This is a genomic window from Micropruina sp. (assembly GCF_047607385.1).
In the GTDB taxonomy this organism is placed as follows: Bacteria; Actinomycetota; Actinomycetes; order Propionibacteriales; family Propionibacteriaceae; genus Micropruina.
Genome location: NZ_JASGDE010000170.1, coordinates 1 through 22,124 on the forward strand (window position 1 = coordinate 1; position 22,124 = coordinate 22,124).

Annotated in this window: 20 protein-coding genes; 14 read left to right on the forward strand and 6 right to left on the reverse strand. The window is 69.9% G+C overall.

Annotation, left to right across the window (positions count from 1 at the left end; translation table 11 throughout):
* Both QM582_RS14735 and pepN read left to right on the forward strand, forming a co-directional pair.
* Positions 1-438 (forward strand): FGGY-family carbohydrate kinase (locus QM582_RS14735; protein WP_415085634.1); only part of this gene is annotated, 438 nt, incomplete at its 5' end.
* Positions 439-516: 78 nt separating this feature from the next.
* Positions 517-3,069, forward strand: coding sequence for an aminopeptidase N (gene pepN, locus QM582_RS14740; RefSeq protein ID WP_415085635.1), 2,553 nt, complete (start codon positions 517-519; stop codon positions 3,067-3,069).
* A gap of 79 nt (positions 3,070-3,148) precedes the next feature.
* Here pepN and QM582_RS14745 read toward each other — a convergent pair whose 3' ends face one another.
* The gene (locus tag QM582_RS14745) at positions 3,149-3,316 is read right to left on the reverse strand and encodes a hypothetical protein (RefSeq protein WP_415085637.1); all 168 of its coding nucleotides are present in this window, start codon (positions 3,314-3,316) and stop codon (positions 3,149-3,151) included.
* A 226-nt stretch (positions 3,317-3,542) separates the two neighbouring features.
* On the opposite strand from QM582_RS14745, the gene pyrR reads away from it, so the two are divergent.
* The 5 genes from pyrR (at position 3,543) to QM582_RS14770 (ending at position 7,177) form a co-directional block, all read left to right on the forward strand.
* Entirely contained in the window at positions 3,543-4,088 is a 546-nt protein-coding gene (gene pyrR / locus QM582_RS14750) for a bifunctional pyr operon transcriptional regulator/uracil phosphoribosyltransferase PyrR (protein WP_415085638.1), read from the forward strand.
* Positions 4,088-5,047, forward strand: a complete 960-nt coding sequence (locus QM582_RS14755) for an aspartate carbamoyltransferase catalytic subunit (RefSeq protein WP_415085640.1) — start codon at positions 4,088-4,090, stop codon at positions 5,045-5,047. The genes pyrR and QM582_RS14755 overlap by 1 nt, the downstream gene beginning before the upstream one ends.
* Positions 5,044-6,312, forward strand: coding sequence for a dihydroorotase (locus QM582_RS14760; protein ID WP_415085642.1), 1,269 nt, complete (start codon positions 5,044-5,046; stop codon positions 6,310-6,312). The genes QM582_RS14755 and QM582_RS14760 overlap by 4 nt, the downstream gene beginning before the upstream one ends.
* A gap of 398 nt (positions 6,313-6,710) precedes the next feature.
* On the forward strand, positions 6,711-6,941 hold the full coding sequence (locus QM582_RS14765) for a ribbon-helix-helix protein, CopG family (protein ID WP_415085643.1): 231 nt from the start codon (positions 6,711-6,713) through the stop codon (positions 6,939-6,941).
* On the forward strand, positions 6,938-7,177 hold the full coding sequence (locus tag QM582_RS14770; RefSeq protein WP_415085644.1) for a hypothetical protein: 240 nt from the start codon (positions 6,938-6,940) through the stop codon (positions 7,175-7,177). The genes QM582_RS14765 and QM582_RS14770 overlap by 4 nt, the downstream gene beginning before the upstream one ends.
* Before the next feature lie 40 nt (positions 7,178-7,217).
* On the opposite strand, the gene QM582_RS14775 is transcribed toward QM582_RS14770, so the two are convergent.
* Positions 7,218-8,744 carry a gluconokinase gene (locus QM582_RS14775; RefSeq protein WP_415085646.1) on the reverse strand — a complete coding sequence of 509 codons (1,527 nt, stop codon included), beginning with the start codon at positions 8,742-8,744 and terminating at the stop codon, positions 7,218-7,220.
* A gap of 5 nt (positions 8,745-8,749) precedes the next feature.
* The gene (locus tag QM582_RS14780) at positions 8,750-10,111 is read right to left on the reverse strand and encodes a mannitol dehydrogenase family protein (RefSeq protein ID WP_415085648.1); all 1,362 of its coding nucleotides are present in this window, start codon (positions 10,109-10,111) and stop codon (positions 8,750-8,752) included.
* Between the two features lie 123 nt (positions 10,112-10,234).
* Between QM582_RS14780 and QM582_RS14785 the strand changes: the two genes are divergently transcribed.
* The 6 genes from QM582_RS14785 to QM582_RS14810 all read left to right on the forward strand — a co-directional run bounded on the left by QM582_RS14785 (position 10,235) and on the right by QM582_RS14810 (position 17,573).
* Positions 10,235-10,999, forward strand: a complete 765-nt coding sequence (locus QM582_RS14785; protein WP_415085649.1) for a hypothetical protein — start codon at positions 10,235-10,237, stop codon at positions 10,997-10,999.
* 176 nt (positions 11,000-11,175) lie between these two features.
* Entirely contained in the window at positions 11,176-12,624 is a 1,449-nt protein-coding gene (gndA, locus tag QM582_RS14790; RefSeq protein ID WP_415085651.1) for an NADP-dependent phosphogluconate dehydrogenase, read from the forward strand.
* Positions 12,625-12,890: 266 nt separating this feature from the next.
* Positions 12,891-14,273 carry an extracellular solute-binding protein gene (locus tag QM582_RS14795; protein WP_415085653.1) on the forward strand — a complete coding sequence of 461 codons (1,383 nt, stop codon included), beginning with the start codon at positions 12,891-12,893 and terminating at the stop codon, positions 14,271-14,273.
* Positions 14,273-15,202 carry a carbohydrate ABC transporter permease gene (locus QM582_RS14800; protein ID WP_415085654.1) on the forward strand — a complete coding sequence of 310 codons (930 nt, stop codon included), beginning with the start codon at positions 14,273-14,275 and terminating at the stop codon, positions 15,200-15,202. Before QM582_RS14795 ends, QM582_RS14800 begins: the two co-directional genes overlap by 1 nt.
* A gap of 7 nt (positions 15,203-15,209) precedes the next feature.
* The gene (locus tag QM582_RS14805) at positions 15,210-16,046 is read left to right on the forward strand and encodes a carbohydrate ABC transporter permease (protein WP_415085656.1); all 837 of its coding nucleotides are present in this window, start codon (positions 15,210-15,212) and stop codon (positions 16,044-16,046) included.
* 252 nt (positions 16,047-16,298) lie between these two features.
* Positions 16,299-17,573: a glycoside hydrolase family 32 protein gene (locus QM582_RS14810; RefSeq protein WP_415085658.1), complete on the forward strand. Its 1,275-nt coding sequence runs from the start codon at positions 16,299-16,301 to the stop codon at positions 17,571-17,573.
* A 50-nt stretch (positions 17,574-17,623) separates the two neighbouring features.
* On the opposite strand, the gene QM582_RS14815 is transcribed toward QM582_RS14810, so the two are convergent.
* Genes QM582_RS14815 through QM582_RS14825 form a run of 3 tightly spaced genes read right to left on the reverse strand, consistent with a single transcriptional unit; the run spans position 17,624 to position 21,454 of the window.
* On the reverse strand, positions 17,624-18,718 hold the full coding sequence (locus QM582_RS14815; protein ID WP_415085660.1) for a LacI family DNA-binding transcriptional regulator: 1,095 nt from the start codon (positions 18,716-18,718) through the stop codon (positions 17,624-17,626).
* Positions 18,719-18,764: 46 nt separating this feature from the next.
* Complete coding sequence (locus QM582_RS14820; RefSeq protein WP_415085662.1) at positions 18,765-19,640, reverse strand: acyl-CoA thioesterase; 876 nt, start codon at positions 19,638-19,640, stop codon at positions 18,765-18,767.
* Positions 19,637-21,454 (reverse strand): AMP-dependent synthetase/ligase, encoded by a 1,818-nt coding sequence (locus QM582_RS14825; RefSeq protein WP_415085664.1) that lies wholly within the window; start codon positions 21,452-21,454, stop codon positions 19,637-19,639. The genes QM582_RS14820 and QM582_RS14825 overlap by 4 nt, the downstream gene beginning before the upstream one ends.
* Positions 21,455-21,661: 207 nt before the next feature.
* On the opposite strand from QM582_RS14825, the gene QM582_RS14830 reads away from it, so the two are divergent.
* On the forward strand, positions 21,662-22,123 hold the full coding sequence (locus QM582_RS14830) for a MarR family winged helix-turn-helix transcriptional regulator (protein WP_415085666.1): 462 nt from the start codon (positions 21,662-21,664) through the stop codon (positions 22,121-22,123).
* The last annotated feature ends 1 nt before the right edge of the window (position 22,124 follow it).

Genomic DNA, 22,124 nt, shown 5'->3' on the forward strand with positions numbered 1-22,124 from the left:
CAGCCCGCCCCGGCAGCCGGCGTCCGCAGCATCGGCGACCCGCCCGACCTCGGCGTGGCCGCCCTGGAAGCGCTCGGCTACCAGGCGCAGTGGGTGATCGACGTTCAAGCCGGGCTGGCCGGCCGGCGTCCCACCGGCCTCAGCCTGAGCGGGCATCCGCTGCACCGGGCCCCGCTGTGGCCGCGGATCCGGGCCACCCTGGCCGGCGTCCCGACCACCCTGACCACCGCGTCCGAACCGGTCGCGGTCGGCGCCGCCCTGCTCGCCGCACACCGGGCCGGGCTCGCCGAGGCCGCCGTCCTGCCCGGCACACCGGTCGAACCCATCGCCGGCCTGGCCGAGCGCTACGCCGCGCGGCTGGCCGGCTTCGTCCGCTGCGCCCTCGGCGAGCCCCCGGCAGGGGCGGAAGTAGCCTTTGGGAGGCATGCCCCCGGCTGACCCGCTGGAGTACTGTGACCGCCTGGCCCCACTCCCAACCTGTGACCGCCTGGCCCGACTCTCCCAACCTGGAGGACCATGTACCCGGCCAACATCACCCGCGACGAGGCGAATGCCCGGTCGCGACTGCTGACCACACACCGCTATCAGGTCACGGTCGATCTGACCGGATCGCCGACCACCTTCACCTCGACCTCCACCATCGCGTTCGACTCGACCGCGGGCAGCAGCTTCGTCGACCTGATCGCCGACTCGATCGTCACCGCCACTCTGGACGACGCACCGCTGGACACCACAAGCTTCAACGGCGAACGACTGTCCTTCGAGGTCGGCGAGGGCGAGCACGTGCTGGCGATCACCGCCGTCTGCCGCTACAGCAACACCGGCGAGGGGCTGCACCGCTTCGTCGACCCGGTCGATTCGCGGGTGTACTGCTACACCCAGCTGGAGGTGGCGGACGCTCGTCGCGTCTACGCCTGCTTCGACCAGCCCGACCTGAAGGCGTCCTTCGCCTTCTCGGTGATCGCGCCGGCGCACTGGACGGTGCTGTCCAACTCGCCCGAGGTGCAGCCGGTGGTGGCCGGCGACCTGGGCCGCTGGGAGTTCGCGCCGACGCCGCCGATCTCGACCTACATCACCGCCCTGATCGCCGGCGAGTACCACACGGTGCGCAGCAGCTATACCGGACGGGAGGCCGAGATCCCGTTCTCGCTGTCCTGCCGGGCCTCGATGGCGCCGCACCTGGACACCGAGCGGCTGTTCGCCACCACCGCGCGCGGCTTCGACGTCTTCGAGGAACACTTCGGCGAGCCCTACCCGTTCACCGACTACGCCCAGGTGTTCGTGCCCGAGTTCAACGCCGGCGCGATGGAGAACGCCGGCTGCGTCACCATCCGCGACGAGTACCTGTACCGGTCGCGGGTGACTTCGGCCGCCTACGAGTCCCGGGACAACACGATCCTGCACGAGCTGGCGCACATGTGGTTCGGCGACCTGGTCACCATGACCTGGTGGGACGACCTGTGGCTCAACGAGTCGTTCGCCGAATGGGCGTCCCACTTCGCCCAGGACGAGATCCGCAAGCGGCACGGCGGCGAGGACCCGTGGGCCACCTTCTGCAACCAGCGCAAGACCTGGGCGTACCGCCAGGACCAGTTGCCGTCCACCCATCCGATCGCCGCCGACATGGTCGATCTGGAGGCGGTCGAGCTCAACTTCGACGGCATCACCTACGCCAAGGGCGCCTCGGCGCTGCGCCAGCTGGTCGCCTTCGTCGGGCTGGAGCCGTTCCTCGCCGGCGTCCGGACGTACTTCGCCCGGCACGCCTGGGGCAACACCCAGCTGACCGACCTGCTGCGGGCGCTGCAGGAGTCGTCCGGACGCGACCTGGCCTTCTTCACCGGGCAGTGGCTGCAGACCGCCGGGGTGAACACCCTGACCAGCGAGTACGAGCTGGACGATCAGGGACGGTTCTCCCGGTTCACCGTCGTCCAGCAGGCGCCCGAGCAGTGGCCGACGCTGCGCCGGCACCGGATCGGGATCGGCTGCTACGACCCGACCGACGACGGCATCGAGCGGGTGCACCGGGTCGAGCTGGACATCGACGGCGCCCGCACCGAGGTGGACGCCCTGGTCGGCGTCCCGGCGCCGGCGGTGGTGCTGCTCAACGACGGCGACCTGTCCTACGCCAAGATCCGGGTCGACCTGGGCCTGGACGTGGTGGTCGCCCGGATGCACGAGTTCCGGGATCCGGTCGCCCGGGCGCTGCTCTGGGGCGCCACCTGGGACATGTGCCGGGACGCCCAGCTGAGCGCCGCCGACTACGTCGACCTGGTCTCCCGCGGGATCGCCGTGGAGACCGACCTGACCGCGGTCACCGCGGTGCTGGCACAGGCCGAGACCGCGGTGCGCTACTACACCCCGCCGGCTGCGCGGCCCGCGCTGGCGACCCGCTGGACGGCCGGTCTGGTCCGGCTGCTCAAGCAGGTGGAGCCGGGCTCCGACCATCAGCTGGCGCTGGTCCGGGCGCTGTCCGGTTCACTGACCACACCGGCCGGCGCGGAGCTGCTGCGGGCCTGGCTGGCCGGCGAGGAGGTGCCGGAGGGGCTGATCGTGGACGCCGACCTGCGCTGGCGGTTCGTCGCCGAACTGGCCCGGCTGGGCGGCCTGGACGAGGCCGGGATCGACGCCGAGCTGGCCCGGGACAACACCGCCACCGGTGCCGAGAAGGCGGCCGGGGCCCGCGCGGCGCGTCCGGACGCGGCTGCCAAGGCCGAGGCCTGGCGGCTGGCCATCGAGGACGTCACGGTGCCCAACGCCACCCACACCCAGATCTGCGCGAATTTCTGGGCGCTGGATCAGGACGCGGTGCTGGCGCCCTACGTGGACGCCTGGTTCGCGGTGATGGCCGACATCTCCGCCCAGCGCAACGGCTGGGGGCAGCGCTCGCTGGCGATCCGGAAGAACGTCGGCGAGCTGCTCTTCCCGCGGCCCTTCGGCGACCGGGCGCTGCTGGCCCGGATCGACGCGTGGGTGGCCAGCACCGACCTCACCGATTCGGTGCGACGGATGGTCAGCGAACGGCGCGACGACGTGGAGCGGGCGCTGCGCTGCCAGGAGGCGGCCGGCTGAGCCGGCGTCCGGAGGCGACACCGTCCTCCGGAGGCGACCGAATGAGCCCGCCGACAGACGGGCTCCGGGTCCAGCGGGACTACTTGGTCTTGCCGCCGCCGAACCAGCTGGGCGCCATGCCGAGCAGCAGCACGACGGCCGCGATGGCGGCGGGAATACCGAGCAGCACGGTCAGCGTCTCGATCGCGGTGGGATCGGGGGCCTCGGGCCAACCCGGGAGGGTCTCGAGCGGGATCAGTCCGAACATGGGTCACAGGGTATTGCACGGCGTGCGCTACGTCACGACCCCGCACTGCCGCAACCCGTCCCGACATTGCCCTCGTTCGGCGTCCTTCACTCGGTTTGAACCCGGTGAAGGACGCCGAAGCAGGGCAATGTGGTGTCGAGGTGCCCTCCGCGCTCTCGATAGAGTGTGCCGCGGGCCGTTTCGACGTCCGAACCGGTCCGCTGCCAACCCTTACAGGAGCAACCGCGTGACCAAGAAACCCGCCCACTTCGCGTGGGACGGCCATCACATCGCGCGCGCCGTGGCCCGGATGGCACACCAGATCGTCGAGGCCAACGCCGGCAGCGACGACCTGCTGCTGCTCGGCATCCCGACCCGCGGCGTGCTGCTGGCCCGTCGGCTGGCCGACGCGATCCGCAGCATCGAGGGCACCGAGGTCGGCGTCGGCGAACTGGACATCACCATGTACCGCGACGACCTGCGCCGGCAGCCCACCCGGGCGGTGGGCCGCACCTCGATCCCGCGCTCGATCGACGACCTGACCGTGGTGCTGGTCGACGACGTGCTGTTCACCGGACGCACCATCGCGGCGTCCCTGGACGCGTTGAAGGACGTCGGACGCCCCCGCATCGTCCAGCTGGCGGTGCTGATCGACCGCGGTCACCGGCAGCTGCCGATCCAGGCCGACCACGTCGGCAAACAGGTGCAGGTGCCACCCGATGCCCGGGTCAACGTCCGGCTCGCCGAGATCGACGAGGCCGACGCCGTCACGATCAGTCTGACGGAGGTCTGATGCGACATCTGCTGAGCGCCGGCGATCTGAGCCTGGCCGAGATCACCTCGATCCTGAACATCGCCGAAGAGATGCACACCATTCAGGGCCGGCCGATCAAGAAGCTGCCGACGTTGCGCGGCCGCACCGTGATCAACATGTTCTTCGAGGACTCCACCCGCACCCGGACCAGCTTCGAGATGGCCGGCAAATGGATGTCCGCCGACACCATCAACGTCACCGGCAAGGGCTCATCGACGTCCAAGGGCGAGTCGCTGCGGGACACCATGCTCACCCTGGACGCGATGGGCACCGACTGCTTCGTGATCCGGCACGGCTCCTCCGGGGCGGTCGCGCAGGCGGCGGGTTGGGTGAAGGCGCACGTGGTGAACGCCGGCGACGGCACCCACGAGCACCCGACCCAGGCGCTGCTGGACGCCTTCGCTATGCGGCGGCACTTCCGCTCCGCGGAGGGTGGGCAGAGCAGGACGATGGAGCCTGGAGACAACGGCTTCGAGGGCAAGACCATCGCCATCGTCGGCGACCTGCTGCACAGCCGGGTGGTGCGCTCGAATGTGCTGCTGCAACGCACCCTGGGCTCGAAGGTGATCCTGGTCGCTCCCCCGACGCTGCTGCCGACCGGTGTCGAGCAGTGGGGTTGCGAGGTGACCAGCGACTTCGACGCGGCGCTGGAGGCGTCCGACATCGTGATGATGCTGCGGGTGCAGCGGGAACGCATGCAGGGCGGATTCTTCCCCACGGCGAGGGAGTACACCGAGCTGTACGGGCTGACGCCGGAGCGGCTGGCCCGGCTACGGCCGGGTGCGGCGATCTGTCACCCGGGCCCGATGAACCGCGGTCTGGAGATCTCGTCCGAGGCCGCCGACGCCGCCAACTCGCTGATCCTCGACCAGGTCACCGCGGGCGTGTCGGTGAGGATGAGCGTGCTGTACCACCTGCTGGGAGGAAGCCCCGAATGAGAGACCTGCTGATCACCGGTGCTGCGCTGACCGACGGCAGCCGCGGCGACCTGGGCGTCCGCGGCGGGGTGTTCGTGCCGGCCGCCGACGTGACCGACGCCGAGCGGATCGACGCCGACGGGCTGCTGGCGCTGCCCGGCCTGGTCGATTCGCACACCCATCTGCGCGAGCCGGGACGCGAGGACGCCGAGACCATCGCGACCGGCACCCTGGCCGCGGCACGCGGTGGCTACACCGCCGTCCACGCCATGGCGAACCTGGATCCGGTGACCGATTCAGCCGAGGCGGCCGAGTACCTGAAGGCGCTGGCCGGGCGCACCGCGAGCGCCGAGGTGATCGTTGTCGGCTCGGTGACCAAGGGCCTGGCCGGCGAGGAAATCTCCGAGATGGGGCTGATGAACCGCTCGGCGGCCGGCGTCCGGATGTTCTCCGACGACGGCAAGTGCGTGATGGACTCACTGGTGATGCGCCGCGCGCTCACCTACGCCAAGACCTTCGACGGGGTGATCGCGCAGCACGCCCAGGACACCCGGCTGGCCGGGACCGGGGCCTGCTGCCACGAATCGGAGATCTCCGGACGCCTGGGCCTGCCGGGCTGGCCGGCGCAGGCCGAATCGGCGATCATCGCCCGCGACGTCGAACTGGCACAGCTCGCCGGCGGACGGCTGCACGTCTGCCACGTCTCCACCGCCGAGGGCGTCGAGGTGATCCGCTGGGCCAAGTCGCGCGGGGTGAACGTGACCGCCGAGGTGACCCCGCACCACCTGTACCTGGCCACCCGCGAGGTGGAGAGCTACGACACCACCTTCAAGGTGAACCCGCCGCTGCGCACCGACGAGCACATCGAGGCGGTCCGCGAGGCGCTGGTCGACGGCACCATCGACATGGTCGGCACCGACCACGCCCCGCACGCCCGGCAGGACAAGGACCATCCCTTCGACATCGCGCTGCCCGGCATGCTCGGCCTGGAGCAGTCGCTGGCGGTGGTGCTCGAAGTGATGATCAACGCCGGACGCCTGGACTGGCCCACCCTGGTGGAGCGGATGTCCTACGCACCGGCCCGGCTCTCCCGGACGTCCACCCAGGGACGTCCGATCGCCGTCGGCGAGCCGGCCAACCTGGTGCTGGTCGACCCCGCCGCCCGTTCGGTCGTCGACCGGGACGCCTCGGCGTCCAAGTCGCGCAACAACCCGTACCACGGCCGCGATCTCCCCGACCCGGTGATCGCAACCCTCTGGGCCGGACGCCCCACCTACCGCCGCTAGGGCACTCGATCAATGGCTGGTGGAACCAACGGGGCACAGCATGTCGAATCCACTCTCCGCGCCCGCCAGTCTGAGCTCACGGTAGCTTTTGTCGTGGACGCCCGCAGGCCAGCCTCGGAACAGGGTCTGTGGCGACGATATGGGAGCCAGAGCCCTCGCGCACTGAGGAAGACCGCGCGGAAACTCGCCCCTGATCCCAGAGCCACTCGTCAACAAGGCAGTCCGTCACCGCCAAACAGTCATCAAGGCCATCCTCGCCGCAGACCGCCGGCGCTTGTTCGGCGTGCGCTCGATAGTCTCGGGCGGCCTGCCTGGATTGGGAAAGCGCTGACGGTCTGTTGACTTGGACCAGGTGAGTCGAGCGACAGCGGCAATTTTCGTTATACACTTTTCCTGTGGTGAGTGAGGAACAGATTCAGAAGTGGGCCGACGAGGCCGAGGCCGGTTATGACGTTGCCGAGTTGAAGCGTCGCGGGCGCGGACGTCCGGGTCGTGGGGCCGAGCCGATGCAAGTCGTCGCGGTGCGGCTCACGGCTGACGAGTTGCAGGCGCTGGACGCCGCGGCCGCCCGCCACCAGTTGAGCCGTTCGGAGGCGATCAGGGCCGCGCTGAGCCACTACGCAGCGTGAAAGTCCATTCCAGCGCACTCAAGCACGGCGTTCCGGCTGACGATGTCGTCCAAGCCGCCGAGTGGCCGCTGTGGGTCGAACCCTTGGATGACGACGAGCCCAGCCGTGAACTACGACTCGGCTTCGACACCCGCGCACGCCTGCTCGAGACGATCGTTCTGGTTTTCAGCGGCGGTGATGAACTGGTCATCCACGCCATGCCAGCTCGCCGGAAGTACTGGGACCTGCTCCCCTAACCCGACCGGATGCCCACCCACCGAGCGTTCGGGTCGGGGGTCAGGAGAACAGGGTGCGCACCTCGTCGTAGCGGGCCAGCAGGGCCGGGATGCCGGCGCGGACGGCGCGGTAGGCGGCCACGTCGGCGGGGTCGGGCACCAACTCGTCCGAACCCGCATCGGGGTCGGCACCCAGCATGATCAACGCGTCCCGCAGGGACGCCGACCGGCCCAGGCCGTACAAGGTCAACGCCGCAGCGCCCAGCGCGGTGCCCTCGGCACCGTCGGTGACCACCAGCGGCCGACCCAGCGCGGCGGCCAGCACGTCGCGCCACAGCGTCGAGCGGAACACTCCCCCGGTGGCCCGGATCTGCCGGATCGGGCTCACCCGGTCCAGCTCGTCGACCACGGTGGAGAGCATCAGGGCCACCCCTTCGACGGCCGCCCTGACGAAGTACTCCCGCGTGTGACTACGCCGGACGCCGAGGAACGCACCCGGAATAGTGGGATTCCACAGCGGTGCCCGCTCAGCCATCAGGAACGGCAGCGCGATCAGCCCGTCGGCCCCGATCGGGACGTCGCGGGCCAGTTCCAGCAGCATCCCGTCTGGGTTGCCGCCCGGTTCGTCGGCGAAGTCGACGCCGAACACGTCACCGCCCCAGCGCACCACGATGCCGCCGTTGCTGATCGCGCCGCCGATCACCCAGGCGTCGTCGGCCAGGTTGTAGCAGAACAGGGTGCCGCGCTCGTCCACGTAGGGCCGGTCGGTGACCATCCGGACCGCGCCCGAGGTGCCCAGCGAGAGCCCGACCACCCCCGGCTCCAGGGCACCGACGCCCAGGTTGCCGAGCGGGCCGTCACCGGCACCCAACACCACCCGAACCTCGCCGGGCAGCCCCAGGTCGGCGGCCAGTTCCGGACGCAGCAGCAGCGCCTCGGTGGTGGGCAGCACCGGCGGCAGCTGCTCGCGCCGGACGCCGGCCACCTCCAGCGCCTCGTCGCTCCAGTCCCGGGCGGCCAGATCGAGCAGCCCGGTCCCGGACGCGTTGGACACCTCGGTGACCAGCCGTCCGGTGAGCTGCAGCAGGACGAAGTCCTTCAGCCCCACCCACCAGCGCACCGCGGACGCCGTCTCCGGATCGTTCTCGGCGAACCAGCGCAGCTTGGTCAGCTGCGACATCGAATGGATCGGGGTGCCCGAGGTCCGGTGCAGCCGGCGTCCGAGCTCGGTGTCCCGCAGCCGCATCGCCTGCTCGGCGGCACGGGAGTCGGCCCAGGTGAGCAGCGGGGTCACCGGGCGCTGGTCGGCGTCCAGGCCGATCAGCCCGTGCATCGCGGTGGAGACGCCGATGCCGATCACCTCGGCCGCGCCGACCTCGGCGGCGATCTCGACCAGGCCCTCGCGCAGGGCCCGCCACATCACCTCGGGCTCCTGCACCTCCCAGCCGGTCTGCGGCTGCTGCAACGGGTACTCGTTGCCCGCGCTGACCCGCCAGCGGCCGCCCAGCGCGAACGCGGACACCTTGGCCGCGGTGGTGCCGACGTCGAGCCCGATCACCACCTGGGCATCGTGGGGTGCCTGTGCCATCTCTCTCAGCCCTCCAGTCTCGCGGCCAGGGCCAGGATGCTGGCCCGGGAATCCCGATCGGCGATCTCCAGGAAGTCGCAGACCTTGCCCACCGACTCCGCCAGGCTGCCCTCGCCGAGGGCCCGGACGGTGTCGGCCCGGGCGTCGTTGAACGGGGCGCCCCGTCCGCGCAGGTGCAGCGTCCAGGCGGCGACCACCCGCTCGGCGCCGAGCGGGCTGTTCCCGGCCTTGCGGTCCGCGACCAGGGCCGGGACGATCCGGACCGGGATCTTCTGCGACCCATCCGCGGCCAACCGGCTCAGCCGGTCGCGCATCCGCGGGTTGCCGAGCCGGTCCAGGAGCGCCGCCCGATAGGGCCGGACGGCGTCGTCGGGCAGCGGCAGCTGGCGTTGCCCGACGTCCCACCATTCGTCCAGCCAGCCCCGGACGATCGGGTCGGCGACGGCTTCGGAGGCTGTCCGGTGGCCCCGGATGGTCGCGGCGTAGGCGAGCAGCGAGCGGGCACCGTTGAGCAGCCAGAGCTTGCGCAGCTCGTAGGGAACCAGATCGTCGACGAACTCGGCGCCGGCGGCCTCCCAGTCCGGACGCGGGCCGGTGAACTCACCGGCCAGCACCCATTCGCTGAACGGCTCGGTGGCCAGCGCGGCCTGGTCGTCGACGCCGCGTTCGTCCCGCACCGCCGTCAGGGTGGCGTCCGTGGCCCGCGGCGTGACCCGGTCGACCAGGGTGGTGATGAACCCCACCTCGCTGCTCAGGTAGCCGACCAGATCGGGGGCGGCGCGTCCGGCCAGGTCGCCCAGCACGCCGGCCAGCATCACGCCGTTGTCGGGCAGCTTGTCGCAGCAGACCAGGCTGATCGGCCCGGCCCCGGCCTGCCGGCGTGCGGCCAGTCCGGCGACCAGCTTGCCGGGCGCGGTGCGGACGGCGTGCAGGTTGCCGGCGGCGATCGCCTCGATGTCGGCTGCGACGTCCGGGTCGTCCAGGTCGAGCCGGCCCTTGTCGTTGCGCCGGTAGCCGGCCTCGGTGACCGTCATGGTCAGCACGCTGACCTGCGGGTCGACCAGGTAGCCGAGCAGGGCGTCCACGTCGCCGCCGCTGTGCACGGCGGCGATCGAGCTGATCACCCGGTACTCGTTGCCCTCGGCGCCCACGGTGACCAGCGTGTACAGGTTCTCCTGCCGGGCCAGCTCCGAGCCGATGCCCACCGAGCGTCCGGAGAAGGCGGCGATGCCCCACTGGTCGGCGTCGCCGGCGCGGTCGGTGTACCAGGCCTGGTGGGCGCGGAAGAAGTTGCCTAGCCCGAGATGGACGATGCGGACGCCGGGCGCGGGACGTCCGTCCCGGGACCGGGTGAGCCGACGGGCCACGATGCCTGCCTTTCTGTTGGCCGGACTGCCGAGCCTAGAGCCTGTTGCCGTCCGGCGGAGTCTCCCGCCGGACGGCGGGAGCGGTTTCATCGCCCCGAACCGCCCGAGGGTAGGGTGAGCGCCGTGTCCGATCCGACCATGCCGGCCGACCCGCAGCATCTGGACGCCGCGTCGGTCCGGGCCACGGTGGTGCGGCTGGACCATCGGATCCGGACCCGCTTCCCGACCCGGAATCTCCGCTTCCTGCCCGGCCAGCTGATCCAGGTGATCGATCATCTGCAGCAGCGCCAGGACGCCTGGCGAATCCGGCGGCGCTGGCTGACGCTGTCCTGCCGGCTGCTGATCGCGGTGGCGGTCGCGGGACTGCTGGCGGCGCTGGCGGTGATCGTCAGCCAGTCCGCACCCGGCGCCGGCCCCAGCGGCTGGGACTGGCTGAGCGTCTTCGAGTCGCTGGTCAACGACGCGATCTTCGCCGGCGTGGCGATCTACTTCCTCTGGGCGCTGCCCGAGCGGCTGCAGCGGCACGGCGACCTGGCCACCCTGCAACGGCTGCGTTCGCTGGCCCACGTGGTCGACATGCACCAGCTCACCAAGGATCCCGAGCGGCTCCGTCCGGACTTCCACACCACCACCGCCACGGTTCCGCTGCGGATGACCTCCATCGAGCTGGCCAACTACCTCGACTACTGCTCGGAGCTGCTGTCGATGGTGGGCAAGACCGCCGCGCTGTTCGGCGAGGACACCGACGACCGCACCACCTTGAGCACCATCGCCGGCATCGAGGATCTGACCAACCAGCTGTCGGTGAAGATCTGGACCAAGATCAGCCTGCTGCCCTCCGCGGTCCGGCGGGCCGGGGCGCCGCCCACCGCGCCCAGCCCGCTCTGACCCCGACGCTCGCCAGGCGTGGTACGAAAAGAACCGTCCCCATCGGTCCACCGGACGCCCGGCCGGCAGCAAGCTGTCCACGACGACACCCGCTCAACCCAGCGCGGGCGGTGGTTCTGGTGAAATGATCGCTAGGTAAGCGGCTTACCAAGGACTCCCGAGCAGTGAGGATGCAGATGAGCGACAAGACGGGCAGCGCGCAGATCGGCGTGGTGGGCATGGCGGTGATGGGGTCGAACCTGGCCCGCAATTTCGCCAGTAAGGGTTTCAAGACGGCGATCTTCAACCGCACCTACGCCAAGACCGAGGCCGTGCTGGCGGCACATCCGGAGGCGAACTTCATCGCGTCCGAGACCGTCGCGGAGTTCGTCGACTCGCTGGAGAAGCCGCGCCGGATCCTGATCATGGTCAAGGCCGGCGCCGCCACCGACGCCACCATCGACTCGCTGCTGCCGCACCTGGACCAGGGCGACATCATCGTGGACGGCGGCAACACCCACTTCCCGGACACCCGGCGCCGGGAGAAGCGGATCTCCGAGTTCGGCTTCAACTTCATCGGCTGCGGCATCTCCGGCGGCGAGACCGGCGCCCTGCTCGGCCCGGCGATGATGCCGGGCGGGCCGAAGGACTCCTACGCCCACATCGGCCCGATCCTGGAGAAGGTGTCGGCCCAGTACGACGGCGAGCCCTGCTGCACCTGGATCGGACCGGACGGCGCCGGCCACTTCGTCAAGATGGTGCACAACGGCATCGAGTACGCCGACATGCAGTTCATCGGCGAGGCCTACGACCTGCTCAAGGGCGCTGGCCTGTCGGCCGCCGAGGCCGCCGACGTGTTCGCCCAGTGGAACACCGGCGACCTGGACTCGTACCTGATCGAGATCACCGCCGAGGTGCTGCGCGCGGTGGACGCCGCCACCGGCAAGCCGCTGATCGACGTGATCGTGGACGCCGCCGGGATGAAGGGCACCGGCACCTGGACGGTGCAGGAGTCGCTCAACCTGGGCGTGCCGGCCGCCGCGATCGCCGAGGCGGTGTTCGCCCGGGCGGCGTCCAGCAGCCCGTCGCTGCGCACCGCCGCGCAGGCCGCGCTGGAGGGCCCGGACGGCAGCATCAAGGTCGACGACCGGGAGGCGTTCATCGCCGACGTCCGGCAGGCGCTGTGGTGCGCCAAGGTGATCGCCTACGCCCAGGGCCTGCACCTGATCAAGGTCGGCGGCGAGGAGTACGGCTGGGACATCGACGTGGCCGCCTGCGCCCGGATCTGGCGCGCCGGCTGCATCATCCGGGCCAAGCTGCTCGACCGGATCTCCAACGAGTACGCGGCCAACAACCTGGAGACGCTGCTGGAGGCGCCCTCGATCCGCGCCGAGCTAGCGGCGTCCAACGACGCCTGGCGCCGGGTGGTGGCCCGCGCCACCGAGGCCGGGGTGCCGATCCCGGGCTTCAGCTCCGCGCTGTCCTACTACGACCTGGTCCGCGCCGAGCGCACCAACGCCGCACTCACCCAGGGCCTGCGCGACTTCTTCGGCTCGCACACCTACCGGCGCATCGACAAGCCGGGCACCTTCCACACCCTGTGGTCGGGCGACCACTCCGAGGTGGAGGCCGAAGACACCCACTGATGTCGATCTGATTGGACGCGGCCGCCGCGTCCGAGGCTTCCGGCTTCGGACTCGGCGGCCGTCCGCTTGTTCCGGGGGCCACCGGGCGGGGAGCCAACCGGCACAACACGTCCTTTTTCTTTGTACAGAAAAGAAAAGAATTAGAGCCTCCCCTTCCGACGCGCCACCAGGCCGGATACGACCTGCCGAACTGTTGACATCGGCTGCGACAGCGATGACGATTGGCCTACCTAATACGAGTTAGGTCTCCAAAGAAGGAGAAAAACATGGTTGATCTGACACGAAGAGCTGTGCTCGGGGCGATCGGTCTGGGCGTCGTCGGCACCGCTCTCTCGTTCCCCCGACTGACCGGTGCCGACATCCCCGGGCGCGGCAAGAGCGCCCTCACCATCGCACTCTTCGGAACCGAGCAGGACGCCCTCCAGCGCCAGGACCTGATCAACGGGTTCCAGCGCAAACACCCCGACATCCCGGTCCGGATCGTGGCGATCCAGGGGCAGGACTGGAGCGAGTACTTCGCGAAAATCCTCACCATGATCGCGGCCGGCACCCCGCCGGACGTGGTCACCGTGGCTACCGAGGGCACCCAGCTGTTCGCCTCCCGGATGGCCCATCCCCTCGACGAGTTCGTGCAACGCGACGCCGCGGAGATGCAGGAGTACTTCGACGACGTCCATCCCTCGCTGATCGAGTCGTTCCTCTACAAGGGCAGCCTCTTCCAGCTGCCGGACAACTTCAACGCCGCGAACGTGTTCTACAACACCTCCGCGTTGCAGCGGGCCGGTCTGGAACGGCCCAACGACAACTGGACGGTCGACGACTTCTTCACCGTCGCCCGGAAGATGAAGGCCAGCGGCCAGGGCAGCTTCCTGCCCTACTTCTGGAACAACCGGTTGTGGGGCGGCGTGGTGCCGTGGCTGTACGTCAACAAGACCAGCTTCCTCACCGAGGAGAAGGCGCCCGGCGGCGACTGGTTCTGGCAGAAGTTCTATCCCAAGGAGACGCCGCGGGGCGGCGGCTACCTGTGGGAGAACGCGGACGCCCTCAACGACGCCACGGTGGAGAGCTTCTCGGTGCTGCAGCGGCTGGTCAGCGAAGGCCTGGCCGCCAACCCGGCCCAGGGCGGCGGCAACGAGCTGGTCGCGCTGTTCTCCACCGGCGCGGTCGGGATGACCCCGGCCGGCGGGTACTGGGTGCAGGGCCTGAAGGAGGCCGGTGTCGCCAACGACGCCTACGACGTCACCTTCTTCCCGGCGATGAACGGCCAGCGCCACCAGTTCGGCGCCGGCGGCTACGCCATCATGGACGTGTCCGAGCGCAAGGACGAGGCCTGGGAATGGCTGAAGTACTGCGTGTCGATCGAGGGCATGTCGATCGCCCACAACAAGCCGGATTCGTCGCTGCCGCGTCGCTCGTTGAACGACAAGCTCTACGGCGCGGGGACCGGCCCGGCGCATTGGAACGTCTTCTACGACACGCTGGTCAAATTCCCGACCACCGGACCGATGCCTGCCCCGCCGCAGCAGGCGGCGGTCGAATCCGCGCTGCTCAAGAACGTGGTCAGCACCATCATGAACGGGCCGAACGGCGTCAAGCCGGGCCTGGAGCTGATGCAGCGTGACCTCGAACTCGCACTGAAGGGACGCTAATGTCCACCACCGCATCGACCAAGAAAGCCGCTCCGGCAGCGACCGGCGGCAATCCGCGCAAGAAGAACCAGGCGCTGATCTGGACCTTCCTGGCACCCACGGTGATCGGGCTGGGCCTGTTCAGCGTGGTGCCGATCATCGGCTCCGTCGTACTGGCGTTCTTCCGCTGGGACATCATCACCCCGCCGCAGTTCGTCGCCTTCGACAACTTCGTCCAGATGGGGGCCAACCCGACGATCCGGGTGTCCTTCCTCAACACCCTGGGCTTCGTCGTCGCCGCGGTGATCGTGCAGTTGGCGATCGCCCTGGGCCTGGCCATCCTGGTGCAGTCCAAGATGCCCACCTGGCTGCGGACGTTCTTCCGCTCGGCACTGTTCTTCCCGCTGATCCTGTCGGCGGCCTCGGTGTCGCTGATCATGGCCTACCTGTTCAACTACGAGTTCGGCCTGGTCAACCAGTTCCTCACCCTGATCGGCGTCGGCAAGGTGGGCTGGCTGACCACCGGCTTCGGCGCCAAGGTGGTCGTCCTGATCGTCTACGTGTGGCAGAACTTCGGCTTCACCTTCCTGATGTTCATCGGCGGCATCGCCGGCATTCCGAAGGAGGTGTACGAGGCGTCCTCCATCGACGGCGTCGTCGGCTGGGCGCAGTTCCGGCACATCACCATTCCGCTGATCAGCCCGACCATGCTGGTGGCCTCGGTGATGGCGATCATCAACGCGCTGCAGATCTTCGACCAGCCCTGGGTGCTGGCCCGTGGCGGCCCCGGCGACGAGACCCGGACGGCCGTGATGGTGATCTACGAGTCGGCGTTCCGGCAGCTCGACTTCGGTGGAGCATCGGCGATCGGCATCGTCCTGACGCTGGTGATCATGCTGGTCACCGCGCTCCAGTTCCAGCTCAGCAAGCGCTACGTCTTCTACGGGTGAGGTTTTCATGAGCAACATCGATGCAGTCACAACCCGTTCACCGCTTGCCGGTCTCGGAGCGTTCGCCAAGTACCTGGTGCTCGCCATCGGCGTCTTCCTGACCATCGGCCCGGTGGTGTGGACCCTGATCACCGCGCTCAACCCGCAGGATCCGGTCACCCACGAGGTCACGCCCGGATTGTCGGCATTCGCCGACGTGTTCACCAAGATCCCGGTCTGGCTCTACCTGTGGAACACCGCCCTGGTCACCCTGCTGGCCGCCGCCGGCCAGATGATCAGCGCGGCGATGGCCGGCTACGTGTTCGCCCGGTTCGAGTTCCGGGGAAAGAACGGCCTGTTCGCGGTCATCCTGGCCACCATGATGGTGCCGATGCAGGTGACGATCGTCCCGGTGTTCATGCTGATCCGTGGCATGGGCCTGGCCGACACGCTGCTGGCGCTGATCATTCCGGCACTGCCGACGGCATTCGGCACCTTCCTGATGCGGCAGTACTTCATGGGCCTGCCGGCCGAGCTCGGCGAGGCCGCCGAGATCGACGGCGCCGGTCCGTGGAAGACGTTCTTCAGCATCTACCTGCCGTTGTCGGCACCCGGTCTGGCGATCGTCGGAATCCTGGCGTTCAACTACCACTGGAATGAGTTCTTCCGGCCATTGATCATGACCATCAGCGAGCAGAACTTCACCCTGCCGCTGGGCCTGGTGTCGCTGCAGGGCAAGCTCGGCAGCGGCTCGGTCGCCACCGTGCTGGCCGGCGTGATCATCTCGATGATCCCGGCACTGCTGGTCTTCATCTTCGGCCAGAAGCCGCTGCGCGAGGGCCTCACCGCAGGCGCCGGCAAGTAGCAGTTCCCGGTCAGCCCGTCGGCGCCGCGCGATCGTCTCGTCTCCACGATCCCGGCGCCGGCGGGCCTACTCCGTTCCCGACCATCTCGTCCCCACCACCGGGTCGGGCGGCCCGCTCCCGATTCGCTAATCTCCCCTTGCGGCAACCGCAGCAGTGTCGCTCCACGCCGAGCGGCGCGGGGCCCCGACGACACCGCCGCACCGCCCCTTCCCCGCCACGACCGCCCGGTCCCGTCCACCGAAGTGAGCACAATGACGCAGCAGCACGACGCCGCACCGCCGTCCGATCAGTCGATCCGGCCGTGGCTGCACATTCATCCCCGGCACGGCTGGCTGAACGACCCCAACGGCCTGTCCCGGATCGACGGCCGCTATCACGTCTTCTACCAGCACAATCCGGACGGCCCGCGGCACACCAACATCCACTGGGCGCACGTCTCCTCCTCCGACCTGATCCGCTGGAGCGAGGAGCCGATCGCGCTGGCGCCGGAGGCCGGCACGATCAACCAGCAGGGCTGCTGGTCGGGTTGCGTGGTCGATGACGCCGGCGTCCCGACCGCGGTCTACACCGCGGTGCACGACGGCCCGGACAACGCCGTGGTCGGGTTGGCCCGCAGCGACCGCACGCTGCGCACCTGGACCGCCGACCCGGTCGGCAAGATCGGCAACCCGGACGACCCCGGGGTGTCCCAGGTGCGCGACCCGTTCGTGTTCACCCTGGACGGCCGGCGCTACGCCGTCCAGGGGGCCGGGCAGCCGACCGGTTCTCCGCAGTTGCTGCTCTACTCCTGTGACGACCTCGACTCCTGGACGTTCCTCGGCCCGCTGCTGACCTACGACGATCCGATCGCCGCCGAGGTGGCGCCAGCCAACATCTGGGAGTGCCCGAACCTGTTCCGGCTGGGCGAACGCTGGGTGATCATCCTGTCGCTGTGGCGCGACGCGTCCGGCTTCCACCAGCTCTGCGGGGTGCGCTACCTGATCGGCGACCTGGTTCCGGCCGGCGACGGCCTGCGCTTCGTCACCCGCGGCGGCGGCAGCGTGGACGACGGCGCCACCTTCTACGCCCCGCAGGTGCTGGTGGAGCCGGGCCGGGTGCTGCTCTGGGGCTGGGCCTGGGAGGGCCTGGACCGCTCCGCGTCCGCGATCGAGGCGGCCGGCTGGGCCGGCACGCTGACCTTCCCACGCGAGCTCGGGCTGGCGGACGACCGGCTGGTCAGCCGTCCCGCCGCCGAACTCGCCGGGCTCCGCACCGGGCGCCTGCTGCCGGGAGCCGACGGCGTGATCGCCGCGAACGCCTTCGAGGTGGTCGCGGACGGCCCGGTCGAACTGGCCCTGGCCGACCCGGAACAGGGCACCCGAGTGGTGGTCGCCCAGACCACCGGCGCCGCTCGGCTGTTCGTCGACGGTTCGATCGTGGAGGTGTTCGGCACCGGCCCGTCGCTGACCTCGCGGCACTACCCCACCGCCACCAGCCACTGGGAGCTCCGCTCCGCCGCGGACTGCCAGGTCTGGGCTCTCGGCTGATCCGCCGAGAGCCGGTCAGCGCGGGGAGCCGGTCAGCGCGGCGGGGCCGGTCAGCGCGGCGGGGCCACCGAGTCCCGGACCACCAGCGGGCACTCCAGCAGGGTGCGCGGCACCCGCTCCGGGTCGCCGTCCGGCCCGGCGGCTGACTCGACCGTCGCCGGCTCTGCGCCGGCCGGCTCCCCGGGACGGCCGGAGCCGCCGCCCTCCGCGACCGCGTGCAGCACCACCCGCATGGCCTCCTCCCCCATCTCGCGGTGCGGCAGCCGCACCGTGGTCAGGGCCGGCACCAGGTAGGGCGCCACGTTGTCATCGTCGTCGTAGCCGACCACCGACAGGTCGCGCGGCACCGACAGCCCCAACGCCCCGGCCGCCAGCATCACGCCGACCGCCGCCCGGTCGTTCGCGCAGACGATCGCGGTGGGCAGCGGGCCGGGCCCGGTGAGCACCTGCATCGCCGCCGCATAGCCCTTGTCGATCTCCCAGCCGGCCAGCATCGGGGCCCGCGGACTCAGCCCGGCAGCGGTCATCGCCTCCCGGAAGCCCTGCTCGCGCAGTTCCGCGGCGACCGCGTCGTGCGAGCCGCTGATCATCGCGATGTCGCGATGGCCGAACTCGATCAGATGGTTGGTCACCGCCCGGCTGCCGCCGATCTCGTCGGGAACGAAGGCCGGCACCCGGTCGTCCGGGTCGTAGCAATTGGCGAGGACGGCCGGCCCGCCGGGCACCAGCGACGGCGGCGCGTAGGGCCGCAGGCTCATCGCGGCGAACAGCAGACCGTCGACCTGCTGGTTCCGCAGCACGTCGTAGGCGCGGACCTCCTGGTCCGGGTCGCGCTGGGTGTCGATCACCAGCAGCAGGTAGCCGGCCGCGACCGCGGCGTCCGAGGCCCCGCGCAGCAGCATGCCGGCGTGCGCGCTGGTGGCGATCTGGTCGGTGATCACGCCGATCATCGAACTGCGCCGGCTCTGCAGGCTGACCGCCACCGCGTGCGGCGCGTAGTTCAGCGTGCGCGCCGCGGCCCTGATCAGGGCCTGCTTCTCCGGCGCGATGTTGCCCTCGCCGTGCCCGTTGAGCACCAGGGAGACCGCGGTCCGCGACACCCCGGCAAGGTCGGCGACATCCTTGGAGGTGGCTTTCCGCTGCATGGCCGGATTGTAGTGAACGCCCTGGTCGGGGGCGGACACAGCGGGCTCAGCCGCGGCCGGCCGGTTCGGCGGGCCAGGTCTCCAGACCGTGCCGCAATTCCTCCGGCACCGGGATCGGACGCCCGGCGCGATCCCCGCAGACCAGCACGGTCCGGGCCCGGGCATGGACGGTGCCAGCCAGCGGGTCGGTGACCTCGGCGACCAGCGTCATCGACGTCCGGCCGATCTCGACGACCGCCACCCGGGTCTGATAAGGCTCCAGCCGGTGGTCCAGCTGGGCCAGATAGTCGACGTCCTGGCGGACCACCATCCACAGGTAACCGGCTTCGACGGCCGCCGACATCCGGTTGCCGGCCGGGTCGGCGTCCCCGGACATCTGCACCCGGGCCTCGGCGACGAAGTCGAAGAAGCGGACGTTGTTGACGTGCCCGTAGGAGTCCAGGTCGGTCCAGCGCACGGTCAGCGGCGCGGTGTAGGCGGCCGGACCGGGACGCCACCGGCCCAGCGGGCGCAGCGGCGCCAGCTCCGAACTGCGCGCGGCGAACCAGCCGCGTTCCTGCGGCGTCATCCGGCGCGGGCGTCCGGTGGCGAAGTCGAAGATGCACAGCACCGTCCGGGCCTGCGCGGCGACCACCTCGCCCTGCACCACCTGGTAGCCGATGGTGAACCGGGACGCGCCGACGTCGCCGACCCAGAGCCGCACCTCGACCGGATCGTTGCGGAACTCCACCGGCGCCCGGTATTCCACCTGGTGACCCACCACCAGGGTGCCGTTGCCGAGCAGCGCGGCGTTCTCGCCCTCCAGCAGGAAGCGGACCCGCGCCTCCTGCAGATAGTCGGCGATCAACGCGTTGTTGACGTGCCCCTGCGCATCGAGATCCACCCAGCGCAGCGGGACCTGGACGACCGCGGCGGGCTTCACTCGTCGTCCGGCTCGCGCTCGTACATCGAGTCGATCTCGTCGGCGAAGTGCCGCACGATGGCCGACCGGCGCACCTTCATGCTCGGCGTCACCTCGCCGTCGTCCACGCTGAACTCCTGCGGCAGGATGACGAATTTCTTCACCGTCTCCCAGCGCTCCAGGCCGGCGTTGGCCCGGTCGACCAGCGGCTGGACGGCCTCGCGGAGCTTCTCGCTGGAGGCGATCTCGGCGTAGTCGGCGTCCGCCATGTCGTTGATCGCGGCCCAGCGCTTGAGGTTGTCGGCGTCCAGCGTGAGCAGCGCCGAGATGTACTTGCGCCCGTCCCCCACCGCGACCGCCTGGCTGGCGAACGGGATGGCGGCCACCAGCGCACCCTCCACCTTCTGCGGCGCCACGTACTTGCCGCCCGAGGTCTTCATCAGGTCCTTCTTGCGGTCGGTCAGGGTCAGGTTGCCGGCGGCGTCGAGTTCGCCCAGGTCGCCGGTGTGGAACCAGCCGTCGACGATCGCCTCTTCGGTGAGCTCGGGGGCGTGGTGGTAGCCGCGCATCACGCCCGGGCCCCGGAGCAGCACCTCACCGTCCTCGGCGATCCGCACCTCGGAGCCGGGCGCCACCTTGCCGACGCTGCCGAAGCGGGGTTCGGCGGGCAGGTTCACGAACGAGAACGCGGTGGTCTCGGTGAGCCCGTAGCCCTCGACGATGAGCAATCCGGCGGAGTAGAACCAGCCCTGCACCTTGGCGTTGAGCTTCGCCGAGCCGGACACCATGAACTTCATCCGGCCACCCAGCCGGTCCCGCAGCTTGCTGAAGACCAGCCGGTCGGCCACCTGGTACTGCAGCGCGAGCAGCAGCGGCAGCCGGCGTCCGGCCAGCCGGTAGGAGCGGCTCTCCCGGCCGACGCCGAACGCCCAGCGCGAGATGCTGCCCTTGAGGCCGATCGCGTTGGACGACAGCACCGTCGCCCGCACCTTCTCGAAGATCCGGGGCGCGCCACACATGAAGGTCGGCTTGGTGATGCCCAGGTTGTGCACGATGCGGTCGACCCGGCCGTCCACCGCCGAACTGAACCCGATCGCCACCTGGATCGCCAGCAGGCATTTGCCGAACACGTGCGACAGCGGCAGCCACAGGTACTGCAGGTCGTCGAAGCTGATGATCTCCAGCCGTTCGACGGCGAAGCCTTCGTAGATCCAGTTGCGGTGGGTCAGTTCCACGCCCTTGGGGCGTCCGGTGGTGCCCGAGGTGTAGATCAGGGTGGCCAGGTTGTCCAGGCCGATCCCGTCCCGGGCCGCCTCCACGCAGTCCGGCCGCTCGCTGAGCAGCTGCTTGCCGCGCGCGATCAGCTGGGCCCAGGACACCGTCCGGTCGCCGTCGCCCTCGCCGTCGATCAGCACGACGACGCGTACCTGGTCGGCGCCGGAGAGCTTGGCGGCCTGATCCGCGTTCTCGGCCACCAGCACCTGGGAGGCGGAGTGTTCGACGATGTACTGGAAGTCGTCGGGGGCGGTGTTCGGGTAGATGGTGGTGGTCGCGGCTCCGATCGCGCTGATCGCCAGATCGGCCAGGATCCACTCCAGCCGGGTGGTGGACGCGATCGCCACCCGCTGCTCCTGGCCCACGTCCAGGGTCAGCAGGCCGGCGGCGAGTTCGCGGACCCGCTGCCGGGTCTGCGACCAGGTCAGCGACTGCCAGGTGTCGTCGCTTTCGGGATAGCGGAAGGCTTCGGAATGCGGAGTCTGTTCGGCTCGCCAGTCCAGCAGCGCGCCGACCGAGGTGGGTTTACCGTGCAGGATGGCTTCGGCCTGGGTGTTCATGTCACTCCTGTCTCAACCACGGCGTCGGTGCCGAATTCCCGCCATTCTACGGGGACGCCGGAGCCCGGCGGCAGCAGGCGGGGCCGCGGCCTCGGGACAACTGCGGTACTCGACAAGCACCGGGGTCTCCCCTAGTCAGTTTCACTGCGATGAGGGTTTTGCGAAGATTCCGTTTACCGTTCAACGAGCGATGTTAGGCTGTGGAACGTGACCGCGACGACCGACACCGTTCGATGGCTGACCGCCGACCAGCAGGTGGTGTGGCGTTCCTACCTCGCCGGGGTGAGTCGGATCAACGATCGGCTGGACGCCGAATTGCGCCCGTTCGGTCTCGATCTGGGCGAGTACGAGATCCTGGTCAACCTGTCCGAGGCTGATCAGCTCGAGATGCGGATGTCCGAACTGGCCGACCGGGTGCGGCAGTCCCGCTCCCGGCTCACCCACACCGTGGCGCGGATGGAGGCCAAGGGCCTGATCCTGCGGAAGAGCTGCCCGGACGATCGCCGCGGCGTGATCGCGGTGCTCACCGCCAACGGCTTGAACCTGCTCAAGACGGCGGCCCCGAACCATGTCGCCTCGGTCCGCGAGGTCCTGGTGGACGTCGTCGATCCGGCCGACTACGAGGCGCTCGGTCGCGCCATGAACGCCGTGCTCGAGGTGGCAGACTGAG